The sequence below is a fragment of the Deinococcus sp. NW-56 genome (genome assembly GCF_002953415.1).
Taxonomy (GTDB): domain Bacteria; phylum Deinococcota; class Deinococci; order Deinococcales; family Deinococcaceae; genus Deinococcus.
Map to the genome: position 1 here is coordinate 2,362,501 of NZ_CP026516.1, position 24,622 is coordinate 2,387,122.

The following is a 24,622-nucleotide window of genomic DNA, read 5'->3' on the forward strand; positions in this document are numbered from 1 at the left end:
AGTCCTGCTGGGGGATGGGCTGCGTCACCGGGTTGACCACGATGCTCAGCGCCTGGGCGAGCTGCTGGCTGCCCTGCGGCTGCACGGTGGCGAAGGCCTGCCCCGCCTGGAAGGAGCTGAGTTCGGACAGGTTGAGCGGACGGCGGCTGGCAATGACCAGCACCTTGTTCAGCCCGGCGGGGCCACCCACGTTGAAGATGAAGTTGTCGCCCGCTGAGGGAAAGGTGCGGACCTCGCCCTTGCGGACGTAGTTGCTGCCACCCAGGCGGTTGGGCAGCACCTGATCCACCGTGCCGTCGGGACTGAGGGCGAAGAGGTAGACGTGGGCATTCTCGTTCACGCTGACCGAGAGGCGGATGCGGTCGCCAATGCGGTAGGTCGGCGTGCGGGTGCCGCTGGTGTCACGGTCCACCCAGACGCGGGCTTCCAGCGTGGTGGGCACCGGGTTCACGATGATGCTCTGGGTGCTGAGGCGGGGCGCGGCCTGCGCGGGCAGGGCGAGGCTGGAGAACACGGAAGCGGTCAGGGCAAGGATCAAGGCGGGCTTCTTCATGGCGTCTCCTGGCAGGGAAAGCGGGGCGGAATCTTCCGTCTGGATCACGCTTTCCTGGCTGCTGCCGCCATCGTAGGCTCGCCCACCTGACGTGGCGTGAAGGGCACCTGACCGAACGTGAGGAAGGTCGCCTTTGGACCTCATGGAGCCGAGTGGTAAAGCAAAAAGCCGCCCGGAGGCGGCCCTTGTGGCAGGGATACTAGGATTCGAACCTAGACAAACAGATCCAAAATCTGTTGTGCTGCCATTACACCATATCCCTATTTGGCAGCGCGGCCCCGTACGTGGGGCGCAGTGGAGTATAGCCACGTCCCGCGCGGAGGGTCAACCGCCCGGCACGGCGGCGGGCGCAGCCTTCTCCACCACCGTCAGCCCCGCGAACTTCAGCAGCAGCCGTTTCTGGCCCACGCCGGGGAAATAGACGAGCACCTCGCGGCGGTCCCCGGCGTGGAAGCCTTGCAGGAAGACGCCCTCCCCGAACTTGACGTGCCGCAAGCGCAACGGTTCGGTGGTGCTGACCGCCCGCTGAAGCTCGCGGCTGGGGATGCCGAGGCGGGCGCTGACTTCCGGCAGCGAGAGGCCGTGCAGGTCGAGCAGTTCGCGGGCTTGCAGGGGCCACGAGGGGGGCAGATCGGGCACTTCGGGGAGGGTGGCCGCGTCGGGTTCGGGCTGGGGTGCCCGCTCGACGCCCAGCAGGGCCTCCAGAAAGGCGCGGGTGGCGGGCTTGTCGGTGGGCCGCCGCTCGCCGCTGGCGAGAAAGGGGCTGTAGCAGCGGCTCACGGCAATGCACTCGTAACAGCCGTGCGCCTCCTTGCAGCAGGTCTTGGCGGCGAGGTCGAGCGAGCGCCGCAGCAGGTCCTCCAGACTCTCGAAGGCGCGGCGGCTGACGCCCAGGCCCCCCACCCAGTCGTCGTAGAGGAAAAAGTAGTTGTCGCGGTCCTGCCGGAAGGCTCCCGCGAGATCGTTCTCGTCGCAGGCGACCCGCTCGGGCGTGACCTTTTGCAGCAGGTGCTTGAGGGTGTGGGCGACCGCCGTGGGCTTCTCGGTGGCGCGGGCGTCCACGCCGACCTCCAGGGCCGAGGTGCGGAAGGGGGGCAGTTCCAGCGGCTCGTCGTAGAGGTGCTCGGAGAGCTTGTGGTCCTGCATGCGGTCCTGAATGCGGCCCCCGCAGGAACGGCAGACCCGCTCGGTGGGGTCGGGCACCCGGTCGCAGCCGGTGCAGACGCGCTCGAAGACCTGCCGCATCATCATGTAGCCCGCGTAGCGCCGCCGGATGACCACCTCGCCGTGGCGGTAGGCCAGCGGCCCCCGGCGCACCCACTCGCCCATCTTCACCGGGCTGACCTCGATGGCGTACAGCCCGCGCGTAAAGAGGTTGGCCGCGTCGAAGCGCTGCACCAGAATCGCGGTTCCGGCGGGGTGACTCTCCCAGCGGGTGACCTTGTAGCCCTGGCCGTCCAGGGTGAAGACGGCGCCCTCGTGCTTCTCGGTCAGGGCGTAGTGCTGGCTGGGGGACTCCAGCGGGGTGTCGAAGGCGCGGGGGCCTTTTTGTGCCCAGTCCGTTTCCTCAATCACCGCGAACTTGGCACTCCCCTCCCCCCGCAGGTTCCAGTAGCGCGGGCCGGGCGCGAGGTCCGCCGGAAGGCCCGCCGCCCGGCATTCTTCGTTGGCGCGGGCACGGTGGCGGGGCGCGAGGTAGGGATTTTCGGCCTCCACGACTGCTTTTTCGATGGGACCGGTCACGAGTTCACGGAAGTTCTCGGCGTTGGAATAGAAGGCGTCCACCGGCTGCGGCACGCCCTGCTCGTTCAGCGCGGGGAGGTACAGCACGAGGCCCGGCGCGATTCGTCCCGCCCGCCCCGCCATCTGCCGGAAGGCCATCCGCGAGCCGGGATAGCCGTCGATGATGACGACCTCCAAATCCCCGATATCCACCCCCGCCTCCAGCGCGTTGGTGGCGAACATCACGCCGCTTTTCGCGCGGCGGAACTCGGTGAGGCGGCCCTCGCGGTCGGAGGTGCCCGCCATGTAGAGGTGGACGTGCGAGCGGTTCAGCGGCTGCGCCCGGTAGGTGGAATACAGCCGCGCCGCCCGCGAGCGGCCCCGGAAAAAGGCGAGCACCTTCAGATTCCGCTGCACGCTTGCACTGATCACCGCGTCCCAGAACCGCCGGGGCTGCCCCCGGTGGTCCGCGAGGTAGTAGCGCTTGCCGTGCCGGGCGGCCCCCGACTCGCTGACCTGGGTGGCCTCCACGCCGACCAACTCGCGGGCGAACTCGGCGGGGTTGCCGATGGTGGCGGTGGAGAGGACGACCTGCGGGTTGGCCCCCAGCGCCCGCGCCAGTCCCAGCAGCCGCCGCAGCATCCCGGCGACCTCCGACCCGAAGCCGCCCCGGTAGGTGTGCGCTTCGTCCAGCACGATGAAGGAGAGCCGCCGCAGGAAGTCGCGCACGCGGGGGTGGGTCAGCGACCAGTGCAGCTTGTCCGGCGTGGCCGTGACCATCCGTACGTCGTCGCGGAAGACCTCGCCGGGTTGCGCGGTGCCCTGAAAGGCGGCGATGTCCCACCCGAAGCCGCCGCGCTCGCGGAAGGCCGCCAGCTTGTCGCGCTGGTCCTGCCCCAGCGCCACCAGGGGATAGACGAAGAGGGCGGTCGCCCCCGGATCACGCTCCAGCCGCTCGAAGACGGCGGGGAAAAAGGCGCCCGTCTTGCCGCTCGCCGTCGGCGTGGTCAGGATGACATGCTCGCCGTCGCGCATCCGGCGATACGTCTCGACCTGGTGGCTGTAGACCTCCGGGAAGCCGAACCCGCGCTGCACGGCGGGGGACCAGCCGAGGTCAGTCGCCTTCACCGTGCGGGCGGGGGCGGGGTCTTCCTGATGCAGCAGGGCCGTGCCGCCGCCTAGGATGTCGCGCAAGAACCCCTCCAGTCGGGCATAGGGGGAGCGGGCGGCAAACACAGCCTCAGTGTAGGCGGGAGCGCGAAAGGGGCGCGGGGACGAGGGTCACGGTGGAGCCACGCCCCGCCGGGGTCACATCACGCTGTCGCTGTCCCGGATCAGCAGCGGCGCATCGAACGCGGCCGGAAGCCACTCGCGCTGGGGGTGCATCGCGTCCGGCGGGCAGGAGCGCACGCAGGCCATGCAGCCCGTGCAGGCGGCGAGGTCGAGGAGTAACCGGGCACCGCCTTCCGGCTTGAACTCGCGGGTGATCGCCTCGGTCGGGCAGACGTTGGAGCAGACCGGGCAGTCGATGCACTTGTCGTCCACCAGCGGCGCGGGCCACACCACAGGCACATCGGGGGCCGGGGCGGGCACCAGCGAGCGCCGCCGCCAGCGCCATTCCTCCGGCACACGCTCCTGCGGCTGGCTCCAGTCCACGAAGGGCAGCGGGCGCTCGGGGAGCAGCCCCACGACCTGTTGCCGCCCCGCCCGGAAAAGGGTGGCGAAGGCCCCCCGGCGGCTGACCCGGTTCGCCCGGTCGCGGTCGTCGGGGGTTGCGGGGCGAACGGTCACCTGGGCGGGGCGTCCGGTGGGCTCGCGGAGGATCTGCGCTTCCTCCACCACGCGGGTCAGGCGCTCGGGCACGTCGGTCGCTCCCACCGGGCAACCCGCGCACTCACCGTGCAGCAGGGTCAGGGGCGTGCCCCAGGCTCCGGCGGCGGCGACGACGGCGGGGGTCACGCGCCCCAGGCAGGTCAGCGCCGGGCCGCCCGCGCCGCTCTGCGAACAGGTGAGGGTGGCCTCGCCGTCCGCCTCCTGCCCGCCGTCCCGCACGCTCTGGAGAGGTGGGGTGAGGTCGTACTCCAGCGCTCCCGAGGGGCACACCTGCACGCACAGGCCGCAGCCCGTGCAGAGGGCGGAGTCGATGGCGATGCGGTGCCCTTCCAGCGCGATCGCCCCGTGCGGACAGGTGACGTGGCAGGCGTCGCAGCCGCCCACCGCCTGCCGGTCCAGCAGGCAACGCGGGGCCGTGTAGCGCGGCACCTGATCGCCGTACTCGCCCAGCCGCTCCAGCACCCCGCTCAACATGCGGGGAGTCTAGCGGCGGGGCGCCGGGACAAGTGGGGCGGGGGTCGCGCTTGCGGGGGCCTCAGCCAGCACGTCCGTCACCGCCCGCACGACCTCGGCGGGGTGGGTCCAGTGAAGCTGGTGCCCGCCATCCGGAAACAGGTGCAGCCGGGCCTGTGGCAAGGCAGCAGCGAGGGGGACAGCGTGCGACTCGGCCGGGGTCAGGCGGTCATGCGCCCCGGCAAGGACGGCGGCGGGAACGTGCAACTCCGAATACCCCGGCTCCAGCCCCCCGAGTTCCTGCGCCAGCGTCCGGTTCTCCCAGGCAAGCGCGTGCACCTGCCCCCGGCGCCGGGAAAAAGCCAGCATCATCGCGTGCCACTCGGGGGGGATGGGGGCGGGGTGAAAGGCCCGGCCGCCCTCCAGCCACGCCACCGCCCGGCCAAGAGGCAGCAGCAGCACCCGTGTAAGGAGCGTCTCCAGCACGGGCACCAGCGGCACGTAGGCGAGGGGCCGGGTCAGGCCGGGCACTGGGTACGCCGTGGGCGACACCAGCACCAGGCCGCGCACCCGCTCCGGGAACTGGGCGGCAAACGCCAGCGCCACCGCCGCCCCGTAGGAGTGGCCCAGCAACAGCACGGGCTGACGCACCTCCAGCGCGTCCAGCACCGCCGCGAGCCGCCGCACATTGACCTCCACGGTCACGGGCGTGCCGGGTCGGGCGGGCGTGTGGCCGTGGCCGGGACGGTCGGGGGCGATGAGGCGGGCGTGCCCCGCCAGCGCGTCCCACAGCGGCGAGACGGGCCAGTCCAGTGCCACCCCGTCGCTGCCGTGAATCAGGACGACCGGGGGCGCGTCCCCTGCCCCGCCCTCGATGACGTGGGTCGGCCCGTCCGCGAGGGCCAGCACCCGCCCGCGCGGGGGGTAGCGCCGCTCGTGGTGCCGGGTCCGCAAGGCCGTGACCACCGCCCCCAGCGCCAGCCCCGCCGCGAGCAGGCCGCGCCTCATGCCCGCCGGGTGGGGACGCGCAGGGTGATGTACAGGATGCCCGCCAGCCCCACCAGCGCCCACGCCACCTGCCCGACCACGACCGGAATCCGGGTGAGGCTGAACCCCACCGCCACCGCAATGCAGGTGCAGGCGATCCACTTGGCCCGCAGCGGCATCCCCCGGCCCTCGCGGTAGTCGCGCACAAGGTCTCCCACCACGGGCCGCGAGAGCAGCCACGCCTCCCACTTGGGATTGCCACGGGCGAAACACGCGGCGGCCAGGATGAACCACACGGTTCCCGGCAACCCCGGCAGCAGCAGCCCCAGGAAGCCTAGGCCCGTGAGCACGAAGCCCAGCGCCACCCACAGGGGCCGAACTGGGGAAGCGGGCGGGGGCGTCATGGAGGACAGGGTAGGGCAAAGCAGTCGGGGGCGGTTGTGGCCTCCCTTCAGGTTCGGGGGGCTGCCGCGTGCGTGGGCGCGTCATGGATGCGCCCGGCGTGCCCGCTCAGAAAGCCCCCGTCGTAGCCGCGCCGCCACGCCATCAGCTCGCCCAGGATGCTCAGGGCCACTTCTTCGGGAGCTTCGGCCCCCAGACGCAAGCCTACGGGCGACCGCAGCCGGACGAGTTGGTCGGGCGTGAAGGTGACTCCTGCGGCTTCCAGTTCCCGCAACAGGTCTTCCGCCCGCGAGCGCGGCCCCAGCACGCCCACATAGCCTGCCCCGGAGCGCAGCGCGTGCGCGAGGCACACCCGGTCCCGGTCGAGGTGGTGGTTCATCACGATCAGGTGCGCCCGCTCGCTCGGCGTGAGGCGGCCCAGCTCCTCCGGGGCGAGGTCGTGCAGGGTCGCGCCCGGAAAGCGCCCCGGCGTCAGGAAAGCGGGGCGGGGGTCCACCACGTGCACCGCGTACCCCAGCGCGTGTGCCTGCGCCGCCAGCGGCACGGCGTCGTGCCCCGCCCCGTAGATCACGAGTTCGGGCGGGGGGCTGTTCACGTCGAGGAAGACCGGGGTGCCGTCCGGCGCCAGAAGGGTCACCGCGCGGGGTTCGCGGGCCGAGAGCCGCTCGCGGGCCGCTCCCACCGCCCAGGCGTGCAGTTCCGGGTCGAGGAGGCGGCCCACCTCTCCCCCACCCGGCAGGACGAGCACGCGCCCGGCTCCCGACAGCGGCACGGCCAGCGCCGCCGTTCGGCCCTCCCGCAGCGCCGCGAGCCACCCGGCGGTCACCGGGTCGCCGGGGTCCACCCGCTCCACCCGCACGTCCACGCTGCCCCCGCAGCCGATGCCCAGGCCCCATGTGGCGTCTTCCGAGAGGTCGTAGTGGGTCAAGGTCGGCTCACCCGTGCGGATCACACCCAGCGCGACCTCCACGACCTCCGCCTCCAGGCACCCGCCCGAGAGCATGCAGACCTGGGCACCGTCCTCCAGCACCAGCATCCGCGTTCCCTCGCGGCGGTAGGCGCTGCCCTGCACGCCGACGACGGTGGCGAGGGCGGCCCCCTGCCCACGAGCGAGCGCGTCGTCGAGCGCCCCCAGCAGGAGGCGGGTTTCAGCAGCATTCACGGTGCCCCCAGTGTGGCCCGCGCAGGGGGTGAGAGACAAGGGCCGAGAGACAAGCCCGGCTGACCTCCCCCTCACCCGTCCCACCCGGCAGGCGGGAGAATGGGGCCATGCTCGACAACATCTTCGACACGGTTCGCCGGAGCGCCGAGCGGGTGCAGCGCCGGGGCGAGGAAGTGGCCCAGACGGCGCGGCTGCGCATGGAAGTCTTCGGTCTGACCCGCGAACTCGACACCCTGTATGCCCGGCTGGGCCGCGCCTACCACGCGGGGCAGGGCGCCGACATCCTCGCCGGGATTCAGGACGACCTGCGCCGGGTGGACGAGGAGATCAGCGCCCGCGAACGATTGATCGCGGAACTCTCGGCCCAGGAGGGGGGCGAGGGCCAGGGGGAGGCGCCCACCGCAGGGACGCCCACCCCCGACCCTGCCAATCCCAGCCCCACGGACGGCGCGGCGGGGTCCGGTCCCGACAACCGGCCCGACTTCACGACCGACCGCGCGGGCACCACGGAACCCACCATCCCCGACGCGATGCCCCGGCCGGACGAGTCCTCCCGCTCGTCCTGAAGCCAACGCAGAGGCCGCCCACACTTGAGAGGTGGGCGGCCTTTCTCTGGGCGGTTACAGGTCGCGCCGACTGAAGCGCCACATCGCCAGCGCGACCGCCAGCGCGGCGTAGGCAGCGGCCCACAGCACCATGCCCGGCGCGATGGGGTCGGTGCTGAACAGGGGATTGGCTCCCCGGCTGGCCTCGCCCAGTTGCCGCAGCACCTCGGGCTGGAGGTGGTAGGTCGCCCCCAGCCACAGCGAGTTGGTGGGCATCAGCACCGAGGCGGCCCGCCCCAGCGTGAGCAGGGTGGGGCTGTCGGAGAAAGAGCCGATGGCCGTCAGGATGCCGCCCGCGAAGCCCGCTCCATACAGCACGAACACGCCGATGCCGTTGGCGAGCGTGGTGAAGAGGGTGCTGCCGAGCACGGTCAGCGCGGTCAGCAGCGTGATGGCGAGCAGGATCAGCCCCACGGCGGGCAGGGCCTCCGGCGGCACGAAGCCGGTCAGGACCGAGATGCCGCCCAGCAGCACCGCGCTGACCAGGGCCACATAGCCCACGTTGACCACCGTGAAGCCCAGCCAGCGCCCCGCCACCAGCTCGGCGCGGCGGATGGGCCGGGCCAGCACCGACTGCATCACGCCGTTTTCCACGTCGGCGCTTACTGCCCCGACCGTGGAGAGCACCGCCATCAGCGACCCCAGGAAGAACACGAGGTACATCCCGAACAGCGCCGCGTACATGATGGGAATATTCGCCGCCCCCGTCGTCGAGCGGCCGTCCAGTCCCGCGTCGATGGCCCGCTGGTCCAGGGTGCCCTCTAGCCGCCACACGCCGTAGAGGTAAAAGCCCACAAAGGCGGCGGTCAGCAGCAGCAGCACGACCACCAGCCGCTTGCGCACCGCCTCGCGCAGCGAGAGTTCCGCGATCAAGAGGGCATTACGCACGGGCCACCTCCGGAGCGGGGGGGGCCGGTCCCTCGATCAGCTCGAGGAACATCGTCTCCAGGTCGGGGCGGCGGGGGTTCAGGGTGTACAGCCGCGCCCCGTGCCCGTGAATGGCGTCCGCGAGGGCGGGCAGGGTGTCCTCGCGCTCCACCCACAGTTCCAGGGCCACCCGGCCCGGCACGTTGAGGTCCACATGCCGCACCTCGCCCAGCCGGGAGAGGGCTGAACGCAACTCGGAACCCAGGGTGTCCACGACCACCTCCACCGGAATCACGCCCCCGGTCAGCTCGCGCATGGTCCCTTGCCGCAGCACCCGCCCGGCCTTCACGAAGGCGACCCGGTCGCAGACCTGTTCGACCTCCGCGAGCAGGTGCGAGTTCAGGAAGACGGCCACCCCCTCCCCCCGCAGCGCCTCGATAATCTCACGCACCTCCACCCGCCCGATGGGGTCGAGGGCCGAGGTGGGTTCGTCCAGAAAGACCAGCCGGGGCCGCGCCAGGATCGCCGCCGCCAGCCCCGCCCGCTGGAGCATCCCCTTGGAGTAGCCGCCCAGCGCCTCGCGCCCGCGCCCGGCGAGGCCCACGCGGGCCAGGACCTCCGGCACCCGCGTCCGCACCTCGGCCGCCGGAAGACCTGCCAGACGACCGTGGAAGTTCAGGAACTCCTCCCCGGTCATCCAGGTCTGGAAGCGGAACTGCTCGGGCAAGAAGCCCAGCCGCGCCCGCACGCCGGGGTCGTCGGGCGAGCCGCCCAGCACGCGCACCTCGCCCCCGGTGGGCCGCACCAACCCCAGCAGCATCTTGACGGTGGTGCTCTTGCCCGCCCCGTTGGGACCCAGGAAGCCGAAGACCTCCCCCTCGCCCACGGTCAGGTTCAGGCCGTCCACGACCGCCCGGCCCCGGTACACCTTGCGCAGTTCCCACGTTTCGATGGCGCTCACAGCTCCCAGCATAGGCGCCGCTTCCCGGACCCCGCGTGCGCCGAAAGGAGGAGGACTCCCCCCCCGCGGCTCCCCCCGAAGGGTGTGACCATGGTGTGACGGTCTGGACAGAACCGGTGGGGCAAAATACTCCACATGCAACCATCTCCTGCTCCCCTCCCCGCGCTGCCGGACGCTCCCGCACCGTTACGCGCCGCGCTGGAGAGAGCGGGAGACGCCCACGCGCGGGCCGCCGCGCTGCTCGCCCTCGCGCGGCACTACCGCGAGCACACGCTGGACACGGCCCGGCGGCTGGCGCTGGCCGCGCTGGACACGGCCCTGCCGCTGGACGACGCTGCGCTGGTGGTGGATACGCTGTCCGTGCTCGCCTCGATCGAGGAAAGCCAGGGCCTGCACGAATCCGCCTTCGACCACCTCGCGCTGGCCCTGGACCTGGCCCGCAGCCACGGCCTTGACGAGCTGCGGTCCCGGGTTCACAACGTGCGGGCGATCGTGCGGCTCACGGCGGGGGACCTGACGGGCGCCCGGCGCGACTTCCTGGAGGCCCAGGACCTCGCCCGGCGCTCGGGGGACCGGCTCGACCTGGCGAACATCCATGTCAACCTCGCCTTTCTGGAGCATCTGGCGGGCCGCGCCCCCGAGGCGCTGCACCAGCTCAACCTGCTGGAAGAACTGCTGGGCACCTGCTCTACCGACGAGCGGCAGGCGGTCGAGCCTTACCTCCACGAGAACCGGGCGGCGACCTACCTGGGGCTGGCCCGCCGCGCCCACGCGCGGGGCCGCGCGGATGCCGGGGCCGAAGCCCGTGGGCGGGCCTGGGCCGCCCTGGCGGCGACCTGGGAGGCCCTGACACGGGCGCCCTCACGCATCATGGCCCTGATCGTGGAGGCCCACACCGCGCGGCTGTGCGTGCTGGAAGGTGACCTGGACCGCGCCCTGGCCCACGCCCAGGCCGCCATGCGCCACCACCACGAGGCCGGGCAGCGCTCCTACCTCGACGCGCTGCTGGCGATGGCGGAGGTGCAGGCCGCCAGGGAGCAGCTCAGCGCCGCACACGGGTATTACCGCGAGGCACTTGCCATCGCCCGCGAGCAGGGACGCCACCGCGATATCCAGTTCCTGCTGCGGGCCATCGCGGAACTGCACGAGCGCGGCGGCGACCTCGGCTCGGCCCTCGCCACCACCCGCGAGGCGCTCGCGGAGGCCGACGCCACCCTGGAGCGGCTGGCGGCCATCGAGCAGCGCCACGACGACCTCTTTCGCGAACTGCGGCAGGCCCGCGCTCAGGCCCGTGACTGGCAGGAGAGCGTGCGCCGCGCCGAGGAACAGGCCCGGCACGACGTGCTGACCGGCCTGCTCAACCGCCGGGGCCTGCACGACCGCCTGCTCACCCTGCCTGGGGGCAGCGGCCCGCTGCTCGTCGCCCTGCTGGACATCGACGACTTCAAGGGGGTCAACGACCGCCATTCGCACGCCGTCGGGGACGAGGCGCTGCGGGCCGTCGCCGGGCGACTGAGCGACACTGCCCCCCCAGACAGCCTGCTGGTGCGCTGGGGCGGCGAGGAATTCCTGCTGCTGCTGCCGGAGGCCGACCCCGCGCGGGCCTACGCGACGGTCGAGGGCCTGCGCCGGGCGGTCGCGGAGCACGACTGGCCCACCCTGCCGCGCGGCCTGCGCCTCACCGTTAGCGCCGGGTACGCCTTCGCCCCCACGCCCGCCGAGGCCGACGTGCACGCCGCCACCGAGCAGGCCGACGAGTTCCAGTACCAGGCCAAACGCGCCGGGCGCAACCGGGTCTGCCCCGCGCCGCCCGTTCCGGCGTAAAAGAGGCCCCGGCCCCCCTCACGGGGAAGCCGGGGCCGGGCCGGGAACTCAGCGGTTCAGAATCTCGTCGATGCGCGTGACGACGTCCTCCGTGAGCCGCACGCCCGCCGCCTTCACGGTGTCCTCGATCTGGCCGACCTTGGTGGCCCCGGTGATCACGCTGCTGACCCCGGGCTGGCGCAGAATCCACGCCAGCGCGAGTTGCGCCCGCGTCAGGCCGAGGTCGTCCGCGATGGGCCTCAGGTCGCGCACCTTCTGGACGTTCTCGTCGGTGAGGAAGTTCTTGCCCCAGTTCTCGTTGTCGGTGAGTCGGGCACCCTCGGGACGGCCCTCGTCGTACTTGCCAGTCAGCAGGCCCATCGCCAGCGGACTCCAGACGACCAGCCCGACGCCCGCCTTCGCCGTGTAGGGCAGAATCTCGCCTTCCACCCGCTCGCGGCGCAGCATGGAGTACTCGGGCTGCTCGGTGACGGGCGCGTGCAGGCCGTGTGCCCTCGCGAACTCGACCGCCTCCGCGATGCGGGCAGCGGGCCACATCGAGGTCCCCCAGTACAGCGCCTTGCCGTCGCGGATGACCTGGTCAAAGGCCATCACAATCTCGTCCATCGGCACGTTCTCGTCGTAGCGGTGGGCGAAGTAGATGTCGAGGTGGTCGGTGCCGAGGCGTTTCAGGCTGCCGTCGATGGAGTGCAGGATGTGCTTGCGCGACAGCCCGCGGTCATTCACGTCGTCGCTCATGGGCCAGTAGACCTTGGACGAGATCACCAGCGTGTGCCGGGGCAACTCGCGCAGCACGGCGCCCATCAGCTCTTCGGAGCGGCCCCGCGCGTATACGTCGGCCTGATCGAAGAAGTTCACACCTTCCTCGTAGGCCTTCATCACGATGTCGCGCACCATCGTCTCGTCGTGGACCGAGTGCCCGAAGGTGACCCAGCCGCCCAGCGAGACTTCGGAGACCTTGAGGCCGCTTCTGCCGAGGTTGCGGTATTCCATGCCCGGTACTTTACCGAGTAAAGCGGAGCGCCCTCTCAAAATGGAGACGCGGTTAAGAAGACTCCCGGCGCCGCCGCTGATCCGCGTACCACTGCGGCTGCGTGCCGTCGAGATCGGTGAAGCCGTAGAGAGTCGCGAGTTCGCCCACGTCCATCACCCGGCCCGTATGCCGCATGACCTCCGGGTCGGCGGCGAGGGCCACCACCCCCCGCGCCGCGTAGTGCGGCGTCTCGGTCTGCCCGGCGAGTTCGGCCTCACTGTGGTGTTGGAGCATCAACTCGGTCCGCATCCAGCCCGGCGCGACGCCGACCACCGCGATGCCCTTCTCGCGTAGCTGGTGGCCCAGCGCGTACACCAGGCGATTCTTAGCCGCCTTACTGACCTCGTAGGGCAGCCAGCCGGGGGGTTCGTCGGTGTGCCAGGTCGTGGAGACGATCAGGCCGTGGCCCTGGGTGCCCATGACGTATTTCAGCGCGAGCAGGCTGGTCAGGGAGTCGCTGTACGCTCCCGCCAGCAGCATGTCGCGCAGTTGCTCCGGCGGCTCGTCCCAGACCTCGCCACCCGCTCCGCCCCCCGCCGCCCGGTCATGGGCACCCCAGGCGTTGTTGACGAGGAGGTCGAGGCGTCCGTGCTGCCGCGCGATGTGGCGAACCACCGACTCCACCTGCGCGGGGTCGGTGTGGTCGCATCTCAGAGGAGTGGCCGCACCGCCCGCCGCGCGGATGGCGTCGGCCGTGGCGTCCACGGTGGTCTGCGGCAGGCTCGGCACCGTGCTGTGCCCGCGTGTGCTGCGGGCGGTGACGATGACGTGGGCTCCGGCCAGGGCGAGTTCCAGCGCCGTGGCCCGGCCCAACCCGCGTGACGCGCCGGTGACGAGCGCCACCTGGCCCGCCAGCGGCCGGGTCACCCCTCGCGCCGCGTGTCCCCGGTGCTTCCGGCGCCCTCTTCCAGGGAGATGCTGGCCGACAGCACGACCTGATCGCCGCGCTGCTCGACCTCCACGTTGCTGTTGCCCGCCGGAAAGTAGCGCTTGACCACTTCCAGCAGGTCATTTCGCAGCGCGTCCACCTTGCCGGGGGGAATCTGGGCACGGTCGTAGGCCAGCACGAGTTCCAGGCGGTCTTTCAGCGTCTCCTTGGAACGGCGGCCCTTCATCCAGGAAAACATCTCAGGCCCCCCCGAACAGGCGGCGCAGCACCGCCAGGAAGCCCCGGTCCTGCTCCAGCTTGGGGTAGGGCACGTCCTCGCCCTTCAGGCGCCGGGCGGTGTCCATGAAGGCCTGCCCCGCCTGCGACTTGCCCAGCACGGCGGGCTCGCCCACGTTGGTGCTGACCAGAATCCCGTCGTCCTCCGGGATGATCCCGATGGGCTTGACGCCCAGGATCTCCAGCACGTCCGCTTCCGAGAGCATGTTGCCGCTGGCGACCATCTTGGGGCGCAGGCGGTTGATGACGAGGCGAATCTCGCGGATCTGCTGGGCTTCGAGCAGCCCGATGATGCGGTCGGCATCGCGGACGCTGGAGACTTCGGGGTTCACGACGACCAGTGCCCCCTCGGCGGGCGCGGCGGCGGTCTTGAAGCCCGACTCGATTCCGGCGGGCGAGTCGATCAGGACGCGGGTAAAGCCCTCCTCCTCGATCAGTTGGCGCACGACGCCCTTGAACACCTCGGGGTCGAGCGCGTCCTTGTCGCGGGTCTGGGAGGCGGGGAGGAGGTGCAGCGACTCGACGCGCTTGTCGCGGATGATCGCCTGCGAGAGGCGGCACTTGCCCTCCAGCACGTCCACGAGGTCGAAGACCACGCGGGACTCCAGACCCATCACCACGTCGAGGTTGCGCAGACCCACGTCCACGTCGATGACGACGACCTTCTCTCCGAGTTTGGCGAGAGCCGCCCCGATGTTCGCGGTGGTGGTGGTTTTGCCCACGCCCCCCTTGCCCGATGTGACGACGATGACCTTGGCGTTCATGCTGGGGCCGAGTGTATCAACTCTGCCTGTGGGTGCCCGGCGGTGTGACGTCCGCCCTACCTTCCGGGGGGGCGGCCCTGTACACTGGCCGGCCGAGTCTCGCGCCCGGCGTGTTCCCACGCAGCGGCGCATGCGCGTGGAGGAACCCCGATGACCGTACTCAACCCGCTGCCCCCCGTGGCAGCCCCCCAAATCACGCCGCCGAAGGTCGGCTTCATCTCGCTGGGCTGCCCCAAGGCGCTGGTCGATTCCGAGCGCATCCTGACCCAGCTCCGCGCCGAGGGCTACGAGCTCGCCCCCAGTTACGAGGACGCGCAGGCCGTCATCGTCAACACCTGCGGCTTTATCACGCCCGCCGTGGAGGAAAGCCTCAGCGCGATTGGCGAGGCGCTCGACGCCACCGGCAAGGTCATCGTGACCGGGTGCCTGGGCGAGCGCCCCGAGAAGATTCTGGAGCGCCACCCCAAGGTCGCCGCGATCACCGGGTCGGAGGCGGTGGACGACGTGATGGGCTACGTGCGCGACCTGCTGCCCGTGGAAACAGACGCCTTTACTGGCCTGCTGCCGGTCGCCGCGCCGGGGATGCGGCCCGAGGTGCAGACGCCCGAGCGGGAGGCGACCCGTCACGGCGACGTGTTCGCGCCCTCGGTCAAGCTGACGCCCCGGCACTACGCCTACGTGAAGATCGCGGAAGGGTGCAACCACACCTGCGCCTTTTGCATCATCCCCAAGCTGCGCGGGCGGCAGGTCAGCCGCGACGCGGGCGCCGTGCTGTACGAGGCTTTCCGGTTGGTCGCGGGCGGCACCAAGGAACTGATGATCATCTCGCAGGACACCTCCGCCTACGGGGTGGACGTGCGCTACCGCGAGAGCGAGTTTCAGGGAGGGCAGGTTCGGGCTCACCTCACCGACCTCGCCGAAAAGTTGGGCGAGATGGGCGCGTGGGTGCGGATGCACTACGTCTACCCGTACCCGCATGTGGAAAAGATCGTGGAGCTGATGGCGCAGGGCAAGATCCTCCCCTACCTCGACGTGCCCCTCCAGCACGCCTCGCCCAAGATTCTCAAGCTGATGCGGCGACCTGGCGCGGGCAAACAGCTCGACACCATCCGCCGCTGGCGGGAAATCTGCCCGGAACTCGTCATCCGCTCGACCTTTATCGTGGGCTTTCCCGGCGAGACGGAGGAGGACTTCCAGGAGCTGCTGACCTTCCTCGAAGACGCGCGGCTCGACCGGGTGGGCGCTTTCCCCTACTCCGACGTGGAGGAGGCGGACGCGAACGGGCTGCCGGGCGCCGTCCCCGAGGAGATCAAGCAGGAGCGCCTCGCCCGCTTCATGGAGGTCGCGCAACGCATCAGTGCCGAGAAGCTCGCCGAGAAGGTGGGGCGCGTGCTGGACGTGATCGTGGACGAGTTCAACGACGACGAGGGCGATCTCCCCGGTACCCGCCTGATCGGCCGCACCAAGGGCGACGCCCCCGGCATTGACGGGCAGGTGTACCTGTATGCGGGCGACTTCGCCGGGCAGGTCAAGATCGGGGACATCGTGCAGGCCCGTATCGAGGACAGCGACGAGTACGACCTTTACGGCGAGGTGGTGGCGCGGCCGGAGTGGAAGCCGAATGTGCCGCAGCTCGGGCATTTTGGGAAGCACTGAGGGCAACAAGAGGGCGGCGCAGAGAGCTTCTGGCCGCCCTTCTCTCTTGGTCCTCCGCTCAGCCTTGCGGACTCCCCTCCCCCAGCAGGTAGCGAATCACATCCTCGGCCGTGTACCCCGGCGTCCACCCACCCAGCTTCACGAGGTCGTCGCCGCTCGTCAGCAGGGGCTGCTCCACCTGCCCCCCCTTCTGAATCTGGGCGTAGCCCGCGTCGGCCATCAGCGCGTTGCACAGGCACTTGCGGCCCACGGTCTCCTCGGGCTTGCCACCCTTGCGGACATAGTCGGCGACGGGCTCGGCAGCGCAGCGCAGGCCGACTTTCTCGCCCTCCCAGTAGGCCTCGCGCAGGTAGCCGATGTCGCAGATACGCATGCGGGCGGCGTACTCCTCCGGCTCGGAGAGGGTGCCGGGCAGCCGCACCACCTTGAAGGGAAACCCGGTGGGCGAGGCCAGCGGATCGGTGTACACGGCGGCCTGCCCCGCGCGGGCGGCAGCCAGCGATTTCTGCCGGGCATCGTCACGCAGGCCGCTTTCCCGGCAGTACTGGAAGAGGGTGCCGACCTGCACGCCTGCCGCGCCCTCAGCAAGTGCCCGTTGCAGCCCCTCGGGCGAGCCGCTGCCCCCCGCGAGCCAGAACGGGAGGCCGATCTTGCGCATCTCCGCGAGGTCGGCGAGGTCGCGCTCGCCGTAGACGGGCTGCCCGGTCTCGTCGTAGGTCACCTGCCCGCGCGGCGGGGCGTTGTGGCCCCCGGCGGTCGGCCCCTCGATCACGAACCCCTGGATGCTCCCGGTCGCCTTGCGGGTCAGCACCCCGGCGAGCACGTGCGAGGAGATGATGGGGTAGAAGTTCGGGCGCTTCAGGCTCAGGCCGCCGAAGCCGTAGTCGGCGGGGTCGAGCGAGAGGAGGACGCTGGGCGAGGGGCCGTCGCCCTTTACGTCCACCCGGAAAGAGCCGGGCTGGCCCTGCGCGAACGCGTCCAGGACGCCCGGAATCTCGCGGGGAATCCCGGCGCCCATGATCACGGTGTCCACCCCGGCGAGCATGGCCCCGTAGAGGGCGGGCATGGTGTGCAGGTGCAGCTTGGTCAGGAGGTTGAGGCCGACCGGGTTCTGGTGCCCCTCGCGGGCCAGCCAGACCTCTGCGAAGCTGCCCAGGATGGCGAGTTCCCAGGCGGGCTGCTGGTTGCGGAGGGTGGGCAGCGGCACGCGGGCGTACCCCTTGCCGGGGGGGCGGCCTCCCTCCAGAAAGTACTTGTCGATGGCCTTTTGCGCCCACGCCTGATCGGGAAAGTGGGCCAGCGCCCGCCGGGTGTGCCCACCGGGATCGCCGTCCTGAAGGCGGCGCACCAGCAAATTGTCAATCCCGGTGCCCGACACCACGCCGAGCTGCCCAGTGCGCGACACGGCCTGCGCGAGTTCCCAGTTGGAGATGGCGACGCCCATGCCCCCCTGAATGATCCGGGGCAGGGCGAGAGGAGGCTGCGGGGTGGAAGGGGTGGTGGTCAGGGGAAGGGTGGTCATGGGGGTCTCCGAGGTTGGGCAGAGGAAGGGTTACTCTTCGTATGGGACGGCGTTGCCGCCCACCCCCCTCCCAGCCTCCCCCACAAGGGGGGAGGAGCAGAAAAACACATTGATCGGTGAAGCCAGAGAACCGGAGCGATTGTTGCCACAGGCTCTCAGCTTCACTCTGCACCCGGCGCACCCCCGGCTCGGCCCGGCCTGAACGCGGTCAAAGGGATGGGGTGGAGAGGGCAGGCTCCTGTAAGACCCCGGCCCCTACACTTCCGGGGTGAGTCTCGACCTCCTGCTCGTGGTGTTCGCTGGCGTGCTCGGCCTGCTGGTGGGGTCGTTTTCCAATGTGCTGATCTGGCGGCTGCCGCGCGGGGAAAACGTCGCCTTTCCGCCCAGCCACTGCCCCCGCTGCGACCACCGCCTGTCTCCCCGCGACCTCGTGCCCGTGGGGTCGTGGGTGGCGCTGGGCGGCAAGTGCCGCTACTGCCGCGCTCCCATCAAGGCCCGCTATCCGGTGGTCGAGCTGCTGACCGGAGTGGGGTACGCGACCATCGCCGCGCTTTACCCTTTCGCGCTGTACGGCGGAGCCACGCTGGGCCTGTTCGTGCTGTTCACGCTGCTGCTGGTAGCCAGCGCCATCGATCTGGACACCTACACCATCCCCGACGAGCTGACGCTGCCGGGGGTGGCGCTGGGCGTGGGCTTCAGCTTTCTGAATGCGCGGTCGGGGGCGGTGGAGGGTTTGGGACTGCCGACCCCCGCCGAGGCCGCGCAGGGGGCGCTGCTGGGCGCGGGCCTACTGGTGACCATCGACCTGATCGGGTCGTGGGTGCTGCGACGCTTCCGCGAGCGGCGCTACCCGGAAACGCCCATCGGGTATCAGCAGATCGCGCTCGCGCTGCTGGTGGGCGCGTGGGCCGGGCTGGGGTGGGGCGTGGCGGCGGCGGTGCTGTCGGCGGCGGCGAACCTGCTCGCGCGGCGGGTCGTCCGGGTGCCGGAACTGCTCACCCTGGGGGGCCTGCTCGTCAGCGTGATGCTGGGAGGGTCGGGCTTTGGCCCCGGCCTGATCGTGATGGTGCAGGGGGCGCTCGCTGCTGGGGGTGCTGTCGCGCTCCTCGCGGGCGTGTACTGGTGGCTGCGCGGCGACGCTGCCGACGAGGACGCCCCCTTTGACCCCGCCGCGATGGGCTTCGGAGATGTGAAGCTGGCGGCCGTCATCGGGGCGTTCCTGGGCTGGGAGCGGCTGCTGGTGGCGGTCGTGGTTGCCGTGTTCGCGGGGGCGCTGCTGGGGCTGGTGCAGGTGGCCCTGAAACGCGAGAATCGCCTCAAGTTCGGCCCCTACCTCGCGCTGGGCGCGGTGGTGGCGTTGATCTGGGGCGGGGCCGTGGTGGAGAGCTACCGGACGCTGCTGGGCCTGTAGGCAACGGTCAACCGCGCAGGGGAGGCATCACCACCGCCTCCTCCTCTTCCCTGGGAGGCTGGGCCTGCGCTCCACCCCGGCGCGGGCGGGGGCCGACAGGCACGGGGACGCCGAGGCCGTCCTCGCCCTCGTCACGGCGGCGAGGCGGGAATGGCTCGGCGGATATGGTGCCCGTCCGGCTGTACCCCCTGTCCCTGGACGCGCTGAGTCTGTCCAGAAGTGCCCGTAGCGAAAATCTGGTCATGGGCCACCGTACTCGGCCGCCCCGTCCGGCGTCTCCCCCTCCCCTTCCATTTGACCCTGTTCGGTCGGGTGCTGCGGACGGGCCACCACCGTCACCCGCTGGCGTTGGCGCAGCCCAACCAATCCCACGTCGGCGGTCGCCGTGACCGTGACCCCGGCGGCGTTCGCGGCGTCCTGCGCGGCCACCTGCACGAAGACCTCCATGTCGCGCACGACCGTGTGGCCCACGAAGGCGTCCACATAGCGGTCGAGGCTGAACAGCTCCAGCAACCTCTCCCCCGCCGCGTAGCGCAGGGTGAGGGTCGATCCGGGGGCCGGGTTGCGCGTCTTCGGGCAGAGTTCGGGCAGCTCCAGCACGTGCTCGACAACCGTGGGGAGGTCCGGGCGGCCATTGGCGATGGTCCGCAGCAGCTCGGCGGGGCGCTCCATCAGGCGGCGGCGCGGCTGACCTGCCGCACCCGCAGCGCGAACAGGGCCGCGATCGCGTACTTGGCGAGGATGTCCGCGAAGATGATCTGCGCGATGTCGCGGCTGCTCATGTCGCCGTAGAAGGCCAGCAGCGTGAACAGGACGGAATCCAGCGGCACGCTGACCGCGTTGCTGGCGAGCACCCGGGTCCACCAGCTCTTCTGAATCAGGCGCTGGTAGACGGCGGTGTCGGCCAGCTCGCCCACCAGAATGGCGAGAAAGGACGCGCCCACGAAGCGCCACGGTGTGTCGGTCAGGACCGCCGCCACGGTGTTGACCAGCAGCGCCAGCGCGATGGCGATGTACACGGCCCGGAGGCCCCCCGCCCGGTGAATCCGGTCGCGCAGGGTGAACACGGGCGCAAAGAAAATGGTCCCCACGCTGAGCAGCCCGAACACGGGCAGCGGGATGAACTGATTGAGCGTGAGGTTGGCGAGCAGGATGCTCAGGGCGTACAGCGCGGTCAGGATGATGACCGGGCGGCCGACGACGGAATAGGTCATGGCGTTTTTCCTCCAGCCGCAGCGACAAGACAGGTCACGGGCCAGCGCCCAGGGTAGCAGGCAGAGGGGAGCAGCTTAACCCGCCGTCAACCGGCCGCCGAACGGTCCAGCGGTGGCGTCAGCGGCACAGCGTTCAGCACCCGCGCCAGCCGGAAAAAGGCCGCGTCGTGCGCGGGGTTCGTCCACGCGGGCGACTGCACCAGCAGCAGGGCGGCGACCTCGGCGGGGTCGGGCCAGCTTAGGCCCCGCGTCAGGGTCACCCGGTCTCGCACCTCGGGCGCGAGCAGAGGTGCCACTTCGCCCTGCGTGCGCTCCAGGTCGTACCCTTCCGCGACGGGCAGGTCCGCGTGCCAGTCCGGGTAGAGACAGGTGTAGTGCCGCGCCCGTCCCGACGCCAGGGCCAGCCCCGCCCAGTTGCCGGGCCGCACCCGCGCAGGATCACCGCTGAGGCTGGCGAGGTCGTGGTGGCTGTCCACGTTGAGCACATGGGCACCGGGGAAGGCCGCCAGCCACTCCCAGGCATCTGCGTGCGTCAGGGTGACGTGGGTGGGGACGCCCGCGTAGCGCTCCAGCGCCTCCCAGCCGGGATAGAGGGGGAAGTCGGCGGCCAAGCCCTCCCAGCCCTGGCCACCGCGCTTGCGGGCACGCTCCCGCCACGCCTCCACCCGGTCTTCCTCGCGGTCGCGGGTGCCCCAGATGGGCGCGTCGAAGACGAGTTCGCGGGTTCCGGAAAAGGCGTCCCAGTCGATGGAGAGCAGCAGGGGCGGGCGCTCGGGCACAGGCCACCTTACAGCTCCAGCCCCCAGCTCACGCTCGCGGGGTCGCGCACGAAGCCCAGGCGGTCGTTGATCGCCAGCATGGGCGCGTTGTCGCTGGCATTGTCCGTGCGAATCAGGGTGCCGCCCAGCGCCCGGCCCGCGCGGATGGCGTGCAGCTTGAGCGCGGTCGCCACGCCCTGCCCCCGCGCCGCCCGCGTCACGCCGGTCAGCCCGGTCAGCAGGTCGGGGCTGGCCTCGGTGCGGAAGAGGGTGGTCTGGCCGATCCACTCGCCCCCGGCAGCCTCGGCGATCAGGTAGGCGTCGGGGAGGAGGGCGGAGTCCCCCAGCACCGCCTCCTCGAAGACCTGCCGGGAGAGGGGCGTGGCGGGTTCGGCGCGGGGCACGTCCTGGCGCACGTCGCTCATCAGGGCGTGAAGGCGGCCCGTCAGGTCAGGAGTTCCGGCGGCCCGCAACTCCGTCAGGCTCCGCACCCGCACTCCCTGCGCCCGCAGCCGGGCCAGCAGGTCACGGAAAGGGGCCTCGTCGAAGGTGGTGAGGTCGAGGCTGCTCGTGAAGTACCGCTTGCCCGGCGCAAAGCCCCGCCGGGTCAGGAAGCCCGACGCGATGGGGTGGTCCTCACGGGCCAGGGTGCGAATCCCCTGCGCCCCTACCGCCCGCAGCCGGGGCAGCAGCGCCGCCCACAACGCCCGCCCCGCCCCCCGCCCCTGCCAGCCGGGATGCACGGCGAGTTCCAGCGTGTAGCGGTGCGGGTGGTAGGCGCCGGGATTCTGGTAGACGTTCGCCAGCCCCACCACGTCTTCTCCCGCGAGTGCGACCAGCGTGAAGGCCGTATAGCCCCAGTCGCGCTGCTCGGCGTCCCGCTTGCGCAAATCACTCCCGCTCACGGGGTCATGTGGGCAGGCCAGGGTCCAGACCCGTGCGGCGGCGTCCCACTCGGATTCGCCCACCGGGCGGGCGGCGAACGTCCTCTCCTGAAAGGTCATAGCGGTCCCTCCTCCACCCGGCCCCGTCGCAGCTCTACCCAGGCAGGCTGGCGCACGAAGCCCAGGCGCTCGTTCAACTCCAGCATGGGCACGTTGCTGCTGGCGTTGTCGGTCCAGACGCTCTGTGCGCCGCGTTCGCGGGCCAGCCGCAGCGCCGCGAGCTTGAGGGCGAGGCCCACCCCCCGGCGCCGCCACTCCTGGCGAGTCCCGGTCAGGCCCGTCTGGAGCCGGGTGGGGTCGGTGGCGTCCGCGTACAGCTCGGTCAGGGCGGCCACTTCCCCGTCCTCCGTCACGGCGAACAGCACGCCCTCCGGCCAGAAGCGCTCATCCTCCGCCCGCGTCCGGAAGTGCCCGAAGTCCAGCGGCGTGGCCTCGCCCGCGCGGGGCACGTCGGCGCGAACGGCCATATACACGTCGAAATAGGCCCGCCACGCGGCCTCCTCCCCTACCTCCGCCACGAGGTCGGCCAGCGAGCGCAGGCGCAGGCCCTCCGGCAGCCGCTCGGCCCCGGTCCATCCCGCAGGGTCGAAGGTGGCGAGGGGCAGGGCGCTGGCGAAGTAGCGCATATGGTCCTCGAAGCCACGCCGCGACAGGAAGGCCAGCCCCTCGGGGCAGTCCTCGCGGGAGGTCGCCAGCACCTCGCGGGCGCCGCGCTCCCGCAGGTGGGCCTCCAGCGCCGCCGCGAGTGCCCGGCCCGCGCCCCGGCCCCGGTCCTGCGGGCGCACCAGCACCTCGGCGTGGTAGCGGTCAGGGTGAAACATGCCCGGCCACTGCATCAGCGAGCCCGTGCCCACCACCCGGCCCGCCGGGTCCTCGGCCACCACCCGCCACAGGTGGGCGCCGACGGGGTGCCGCCGCAGGTCGGCGTCCTCGTGGGCCAGCGTCTCGGCGGTCGTGGCGTGGTCGGGCCACACGGCCCCCTGCACCTCGGCCAGCGCGGGGAAGTCGGCGTCTGTCGCCTCGCGGACCCTCACGCCCCCTCCCCCAGGTCTGCCCCCATGTGCAGCTCGTAGCGCAGGTGGGTCGGTCCCCGGCGAAAGCCCAGGGCGCGGTTCATCTCCAGCATGGCGGCGTTCGGCTTGTCGTTGAAGGTGCGAATCTCGCCGCCGCCCGATACGGCCAGCGCCCGCATTGCGGCCACCTTGAGCGCCTTGGCGATGCCCCTCCCCCGGTCCTCGCGCCGCACGCCCGTCATGCCGATCACGTAGAAGCCCGCCGGGTTGCGCATCAGGGTGGAATAGCCCACGTAGGGGCCGGTGAGAGGATCGTCCAGCCCCGGCCGCACGGCCACGAAGGACAGCTCGGGGGCGAAGGTGGGATCTTCCAGTTCCTGCTTGAGCCACAGCTCCAGCGGGCGGCGGGTCAGGGTGTTGCCCATGGGCACGTCCTGAAAAAGCAGCCAGTCGAGTTCCCACAATCGGCGGTCGCGCTGGGGATCGGCGGCGAGGTCAGCCACCGAGTGCAGTTCCACCCCGTGCGCGGCCACTCCCTCCAGCAGCTCCCCGAACGAACCGAGGTTCACGTCCCCGGTGTGCAGCCGCGACTCGTAGCGCTCCCAGGCCACCCGGAAGCCCCGGCGCTCCACGAAGGCGCGGCCCGCCTCATGCCAGGGCTGGTCGGTCAGCATGGTGCGGACCTCGCGGGCGCCCCGCTCGCGAACCTGTGCCAGCAGCGCCGCGTACAGGGCCGAGCCGAGGCCCTGCCCCCGAGCGTCCGGGTGAACGGTCAGTCCACCCCAGTAGCGCCACTCCTCGAAGGCGAAGTCGTCGTGGCCGATCTGCCCGCTGGCTACCACCTCACCGCCCTGTTCGGCCACGAGTTCGGTGTTGAAAAGGCTGGGGTCAAGGGCCTCGTCCCAGACGCGCAGCAGGTCGGGCGTCACGGGCCATTCGGGGTCAAAGGTCGAGCGCACGCGGGCCAGGGCCGGGTAGTCCTCCGGCTTGCGGGGTGGACGAAGGGTGAAGGGGAGCTCGGTCACGTCCCCATCCTCGCCCGGCGCGGGGAGGAGGCACATCGGCCACCGCGCCTATCCCGCCCTATCCTGGGCCGCATGACCCAGCCCCTCAAGCTGCTGCTGATCGTGCCCCACCCCGACGACGAGGTCTACGGGGCCGCCGGAACCCTGATGGACCTGCTGGGGGAGGGACACCCCTGCGGCCTCGTGACCCTCACACGCGGCGAGGCGGGACGCACCCTGGGCCTGGCCGAGGGACCGGAGGAACTCGCCCGGATGCGGGCGGCAGAATTGCAGGCCTGCCTCGACGAGATCGGCCTGACCACCCACCCCGGCAGCGTCCACGAGCAGCACGCCTTTCCCGACAAGTATCTGCAAGACCAGCCTTTCGAGCCGCTGGTGGAAGTCGCGCGGGAGGCGATGACCCGGCTGCGACCGGAGACGGTGCTGACCTTTCCCCCCAACGGCAGCAACGGCCACCCCGACCACGTCACCACCCACCGGGCGGTGAAGGCCGCCTGGGATAGCCTGCCGCCTGCCCAGCGCCCCCAACTCTGGTACTACGCCAGCCCCACCCCCCCGGAGCGCGAGGACCTGCGGGCGGCGTGGCTCGCGCCCACCCTGCGCCGGGACGTGACCCGGCACGTCACCCGCAAGCTGCGGGCCATCGGGTGCCACCGCAGCCAGGCGCTAAGCACGGTCGATTTCATCCGCAAGTTCCCCGAGCGCATCACGGAGGAGACGTTCTACGAGCTGGAGGACTGAACTCCGG

24 protein-coding genes and 1 tRNA gene (1 of these 25 cut by a window edge) are annotated in these 24,622 nt (G+C 71.2%); 5 read left to right on the forward strand and 20 right to left on the reverse strand.

Annotation, left to right across the window (positions count from 1 at the left end; all coding sequences use genetic code 11):
• The 7 genes from C3K08_RS11850 to C3K08_RS11880 all read right to left on the reverse strand — a co-directional run.
• Positions 1 to 553: the 5' portion of a DUF4384 domain-containing protein gene (locus tag C3K08_RS11850; protein WP_104992053.1), read on the reverse strand. Its footprint begins 38 nt before the window's first position; only the first 553 of its 591 coding nucleotides appear in the window; its start codon is at positions 551 to 553; the stop codon falls past the left edge of the window.
• Between the two features lie 188 nt (positions 554 to 741).
• A tRNA-Gln gene (locus tag C3K08_RS11855) sits at positions 742 to 815 on the reverse strand.
• Between the two features lie 62 nt (positions 816 to 877).
• Complete coding sequence (locus C3K08_RS11860) at positions 878 to 3,511, reverse strand: DEAD/DEAH box helicase (RefSeq protein ID WP_104991491.1); 2,634 nt, start codon at positions 3,509 to 3,511, stop codon at positions 878 to 880.
• A 72-nt stretch (positions 3,512 to 3,583) separates the two neighbouring features.
• Positions 3,584 to 4,582 (reverse strand): 4Fe-4S dicluster domain-containing protein, encoded by a 999-nt coding sequence (locus tag C3K08_RS11865; RefSeq protein WP_104991492.1) that lies wholly within the window; start codon positions 4,580 to 4,582, stop codon positions 3,584 to 3,586.
• 9 nt (positions 4,583 to 4,591) lie between these two features.
• Positions 4,592 to 5,569 carry an alpha/beta fold hydrolase gene (locus C3K08_RS11870; protein WP_104991493.1) on the reverse strand — a complete coding sequence of 326 codons (978 nt, stop codon included), beginning with the start codon at positions 5,567 to 5,569 and terminating at the stop codon, positions 4,592 to 4,594.
• Positions 5,566 to 5,952 carry a YbaN family protein gene (locus C3K08_RS11875; RefSeq protein WP_104991494.1) on the reverse strand — a complete coding sequence of 129 codons (387 nt, stop codon included), beginning with the start codon at positions 5,950 to 5,952 and terminating at the stop codon, positions 5,566 to 5,568. Before C3K08_RS11875 ends, C3K08_RS11870 begins: the two co-directional genes overlap by 4 nt.
• 47 nt (positions 5,953 to 5,999) lie before the next feature.
• Positions 6,000 to 7,112, reverse strand: a complete 1,113-nt coding sequence (locus tag C3K08_RS11880; protein WP_104991495.1) for an XdhC family protein — start codon at positions 7,110 to 7,112, stop codon at positions 6,000 to 6,002.
• A 107-nt stretch (positions 7,113 to 7,219) separates the two neighbouring features.
• Between C3K08_RS11880 and C3K08_RS11885 the strand changes: the two genes are divergently transcribed.
• The gene (locus tag C3K08_RS11885; protein WP_104991496.1) at positions 7,220 to 7,678 is read left to right on the forward strand and encodes a hypothetical protein; all 459 of its coding nucleotides are present in this window, start codon (positions 7,220 to 7,222) and stop codon (positions 7,676 to 7,678) included.
• A 54-nt stretch (positions 7,679 to 7,732) separates the two neighbouring features.
• On the opposite strand, the gene C3K08_RS11890 is transcribed toward C3K08_RS11885, so the two are convergent.
• Both C3K08_RS11890 and C3K08_RS11895 read right to left on the reverse strand, forming a co-directional pair.
• On the reverse strand, positions 7,733 to 8,605 hold the full coding sequence (locus C3K08_RS11890) for an ABC transporter permease (protein WP_104991497.1): 873 nt from the start codon (positions 8,603 to 8,605) through the stop codon (positions 7,733 to 7,735).
• Positions 8,598 to 9,557 (reverse strand): ABC transporter ATP-binding protein, encoded by a 960-nt coding sequence (locus C3K08_RS11895; RefSeq protein ID WP_104991498.1) that lies wholly within the window; start codon positions 9,555 to 9,557, stop codon positions 8,598 to 8,600. Before C3K08_RS11895 ends, C3K08_RS11890 begins: the two co-directional genes overlap by 8 nt.
• Positions 9,558 to 9,680: 123 nt before the next feature.
• On the opposite strand from C3K08_RS11895, the gene C3K08_RS18825 reads away from it, so the two are divergent.
• On the forward strand, positions 9,681 to 11,369 hold the full coding sequence (locus tag C3K08_RS18825) for a diguanylate cyclase domain-containing protein (protein ID WP_104991499.1): 1,689 nt from the start codon (positions 9,681 to 9,683) through the stop codon (positions 11,367 to 11,369).
• A 48-nt stretch (positions 11,370 to 11,417) separates the two neighbouring features.
• Here the strand turns inward: C3K08_RS18825 and C3K08_RS11905 are convergent, their stop codons facing one another.
• Genes C3K08_RS11905 through minD form a run of 4 tightly spaced genes read right to left on the reverse strand, consistent with a single transcriptional unit; the run spans position 11,418 to position 14,331 of the window.
• Positions 11,418 to 12,362 carry an aldo/keto reductase family protein gene (locus C3K08_RS11905; protein ID WP_104991500.1) on the reverse strand — a complete coding sequence of 315 codons (945 nt, stop codon included), beginning with the start codon at positions 12,360 to 12,362 and terminating at the stop codon, positions 11,418 to 11,420.
• 52 nt (positions 12,363 to 12,414) lie between these two features.
• Complete coding sequence (locus C3K08_RS11910; RefSeq protein WP_104991501.1) at positions 12,415 to 13,269, reverse strand: SDR family NAD(P)-dependent oxidoreductase; 855 nt, start codon at positions 13,267 to 13,269, stop codon at positions 12,415 to 12,417.
• The gene (gene minE, locus C3K08_RS11915; RefSeq protein ID WP_104991502.1) at positions 13,266 to 13,529 is read right to left on the reverse strand and encodes a cell division topological specificity factor MinE; all 264 of its coding nucleotides are present in this window, start codon (positions 13,527 to 13,529) and stop codon (positions 13,266 to 13,268) included. Before minE ends, C3K08_RS11910 begins: the two co-directional genes overlap by 4 nt.
• Position 13,530: 1 nt before the next feature.
• Positions 13,531 to 14,331, reverse strand: coding sequence for a septum site-determining protein MinD (gene minD / locus C3K08_RS11920; RefSeq protein WP_104991503.1), 801 nt, complete (start codon positions 14,329 to 14,331; stop codon positions 13,531 to 13,533).
• 150 nt (positions 14,332 to 14,481) lie between these two features.
• Between minD and rimO the strand changes: the two genes are divergently transcribed.
• On the forward strand, positions 14,482 to 15,987 hold the full coding sequence (gene rimO / locus C3K08_RS11925) for a 30S ribosomal protein S12 methylthiotransferase RimO (protein WP_104991504.1): 1,506 nt from the start codon (positions 14,482 to 14,484) through the stop codon (positions 15,985 to 15,987).
• Positions 15,988 to 16,045: 58 nt separating this feature from the next.
• Here rimO and C3K08_RS11930 read toward each other — a convergent pair whose 3' ends face one another.
• Positions 16,046 to 17,509: a nitronate monooxygenase gene (locus tag C3K08_RS11930; protein WP_234009066.1), complete on the reverse strand. Its 1,464-nt coding sequence runs from the start codon at positions 17,507 to 17,509 to the stop codon at positions 16,046 to 16,048.
• Between the two features lie 268 nt (positions 17,510 to 17,777).
• Between C3K08_RS11930 and C3K08_RS11935 the strand changes: the two genes are divergently transcribed.
• The gene (locus C3K08_RS11935) at positions 17,778 to 18,920 is read left to right on the forward strand and encodes an A24 family peptidase (RefSeq protein WP_104991505.1); all 1,143 of its coding nucleotides are present in this window, start codon (positions 17,778 to 17,780) and stop codon (positions 18,918 to 18,920) included.
• Positions 18,921 to 19,160: 240 nt separating this feature from the next.
• Here C3K08_RS11935 and C3K08_RS11940 read toward each other — a convergent pair whose 3' ends face one another.
• The 6 genes from C3K08_RS11940 to C3K08_RS11965 form a co-directional block, all read right to left on the reverse strand.
• A complete protein-coding gene (locus C3K08_RS11940) occupies positions 19,161 to 19,592 on the reverse strand; it encodes a hypothetical protein (RefSeq protein ID WP_234009067.1) in 432 nt (143 codons plus the stop codon).
• Positions 19,592 to 20,134 (reverse strand): VUT family protein, encoded by a 543-nt coding sequence (locus tag C3K08_RS11945; protein ID WP_199776928.1) that lies wholly within the window; start codon positions 20,132 to 20,134, stop codon positions 19,592 to 19,594. Before C3K08_RS11945 ends, C3K08_RS11940 begins: the two co-directional genes overlap by 1 nt.
• An 86-nt stretch (positions 20,135 to 20,220) precedes the next feature.
• Positions 20,221 to 20,895: an arginase gene (locus C3K08_RS11950; RefSeq protein ID WP_104992056.1), complete on the reverse strand. Its 675-nt coding sequence runs from the start codon at positions 20,893 to 20,895 to the stop codon at positions 20,221 to 20,223.
• 26 nt (positions 20,896 to 20,921) lie between these two features.
• Entirely contained in the window at positions 20,922 to 21,896 is a 975-nt protein-coding gene (locus C3K08_RS11955; protein WP_104991506.1) for a GNAT family N-acetyltransferase, read from the reverse strand.
• Positions 21,893 to 22,870 (reverse strand): GNAT family N-acetyltransferase, encoded by a 978-nt coding sequence (locus tag C3K08_RS11960; protein ID WP_104991507.1) that lies wholly within the window; start codon positions 22,868 to 22,870, stop codon positions 21,893 to 21,895. Before C3K08_RS11960 ends, C3K08_RS11955 begins: the two co-directional genes overlap by 4 nt.
• Positions 22,867 to 23,874 (reverse strand): GNAT family N-acetyltransferase, encoded by a 1,008-nt coding sequence (locus C3K08_RS11965; protein WP_234009068.1) that lies wholly within the window; start codon positions 23,872 to 23,874, stop codon positions 22,867 to 22,869. The genes C3K08_RS11960 and C3K08_RS11965 overlap by 4 nt, the downstream gene beginning before the upstream one ends.
• A 72-nt stretch (positions 23,875 to 23,946) precedes the next feature.
• Between C3K08_RS11965 and C3K08_RS11970 the strand changes: the two genes are divergently transcribed.
• Entirely contained in the window at positions 23,947 to 24,615 is a 669-nt protein-coding gene (locus C3K08_RS11970) for a PIG-L deacetylase family protein (protein ID WP_104991509.1), read from the forward strand.
• Positions 24,616 to 24,622 lie beyond the last annotated feature (7 nt).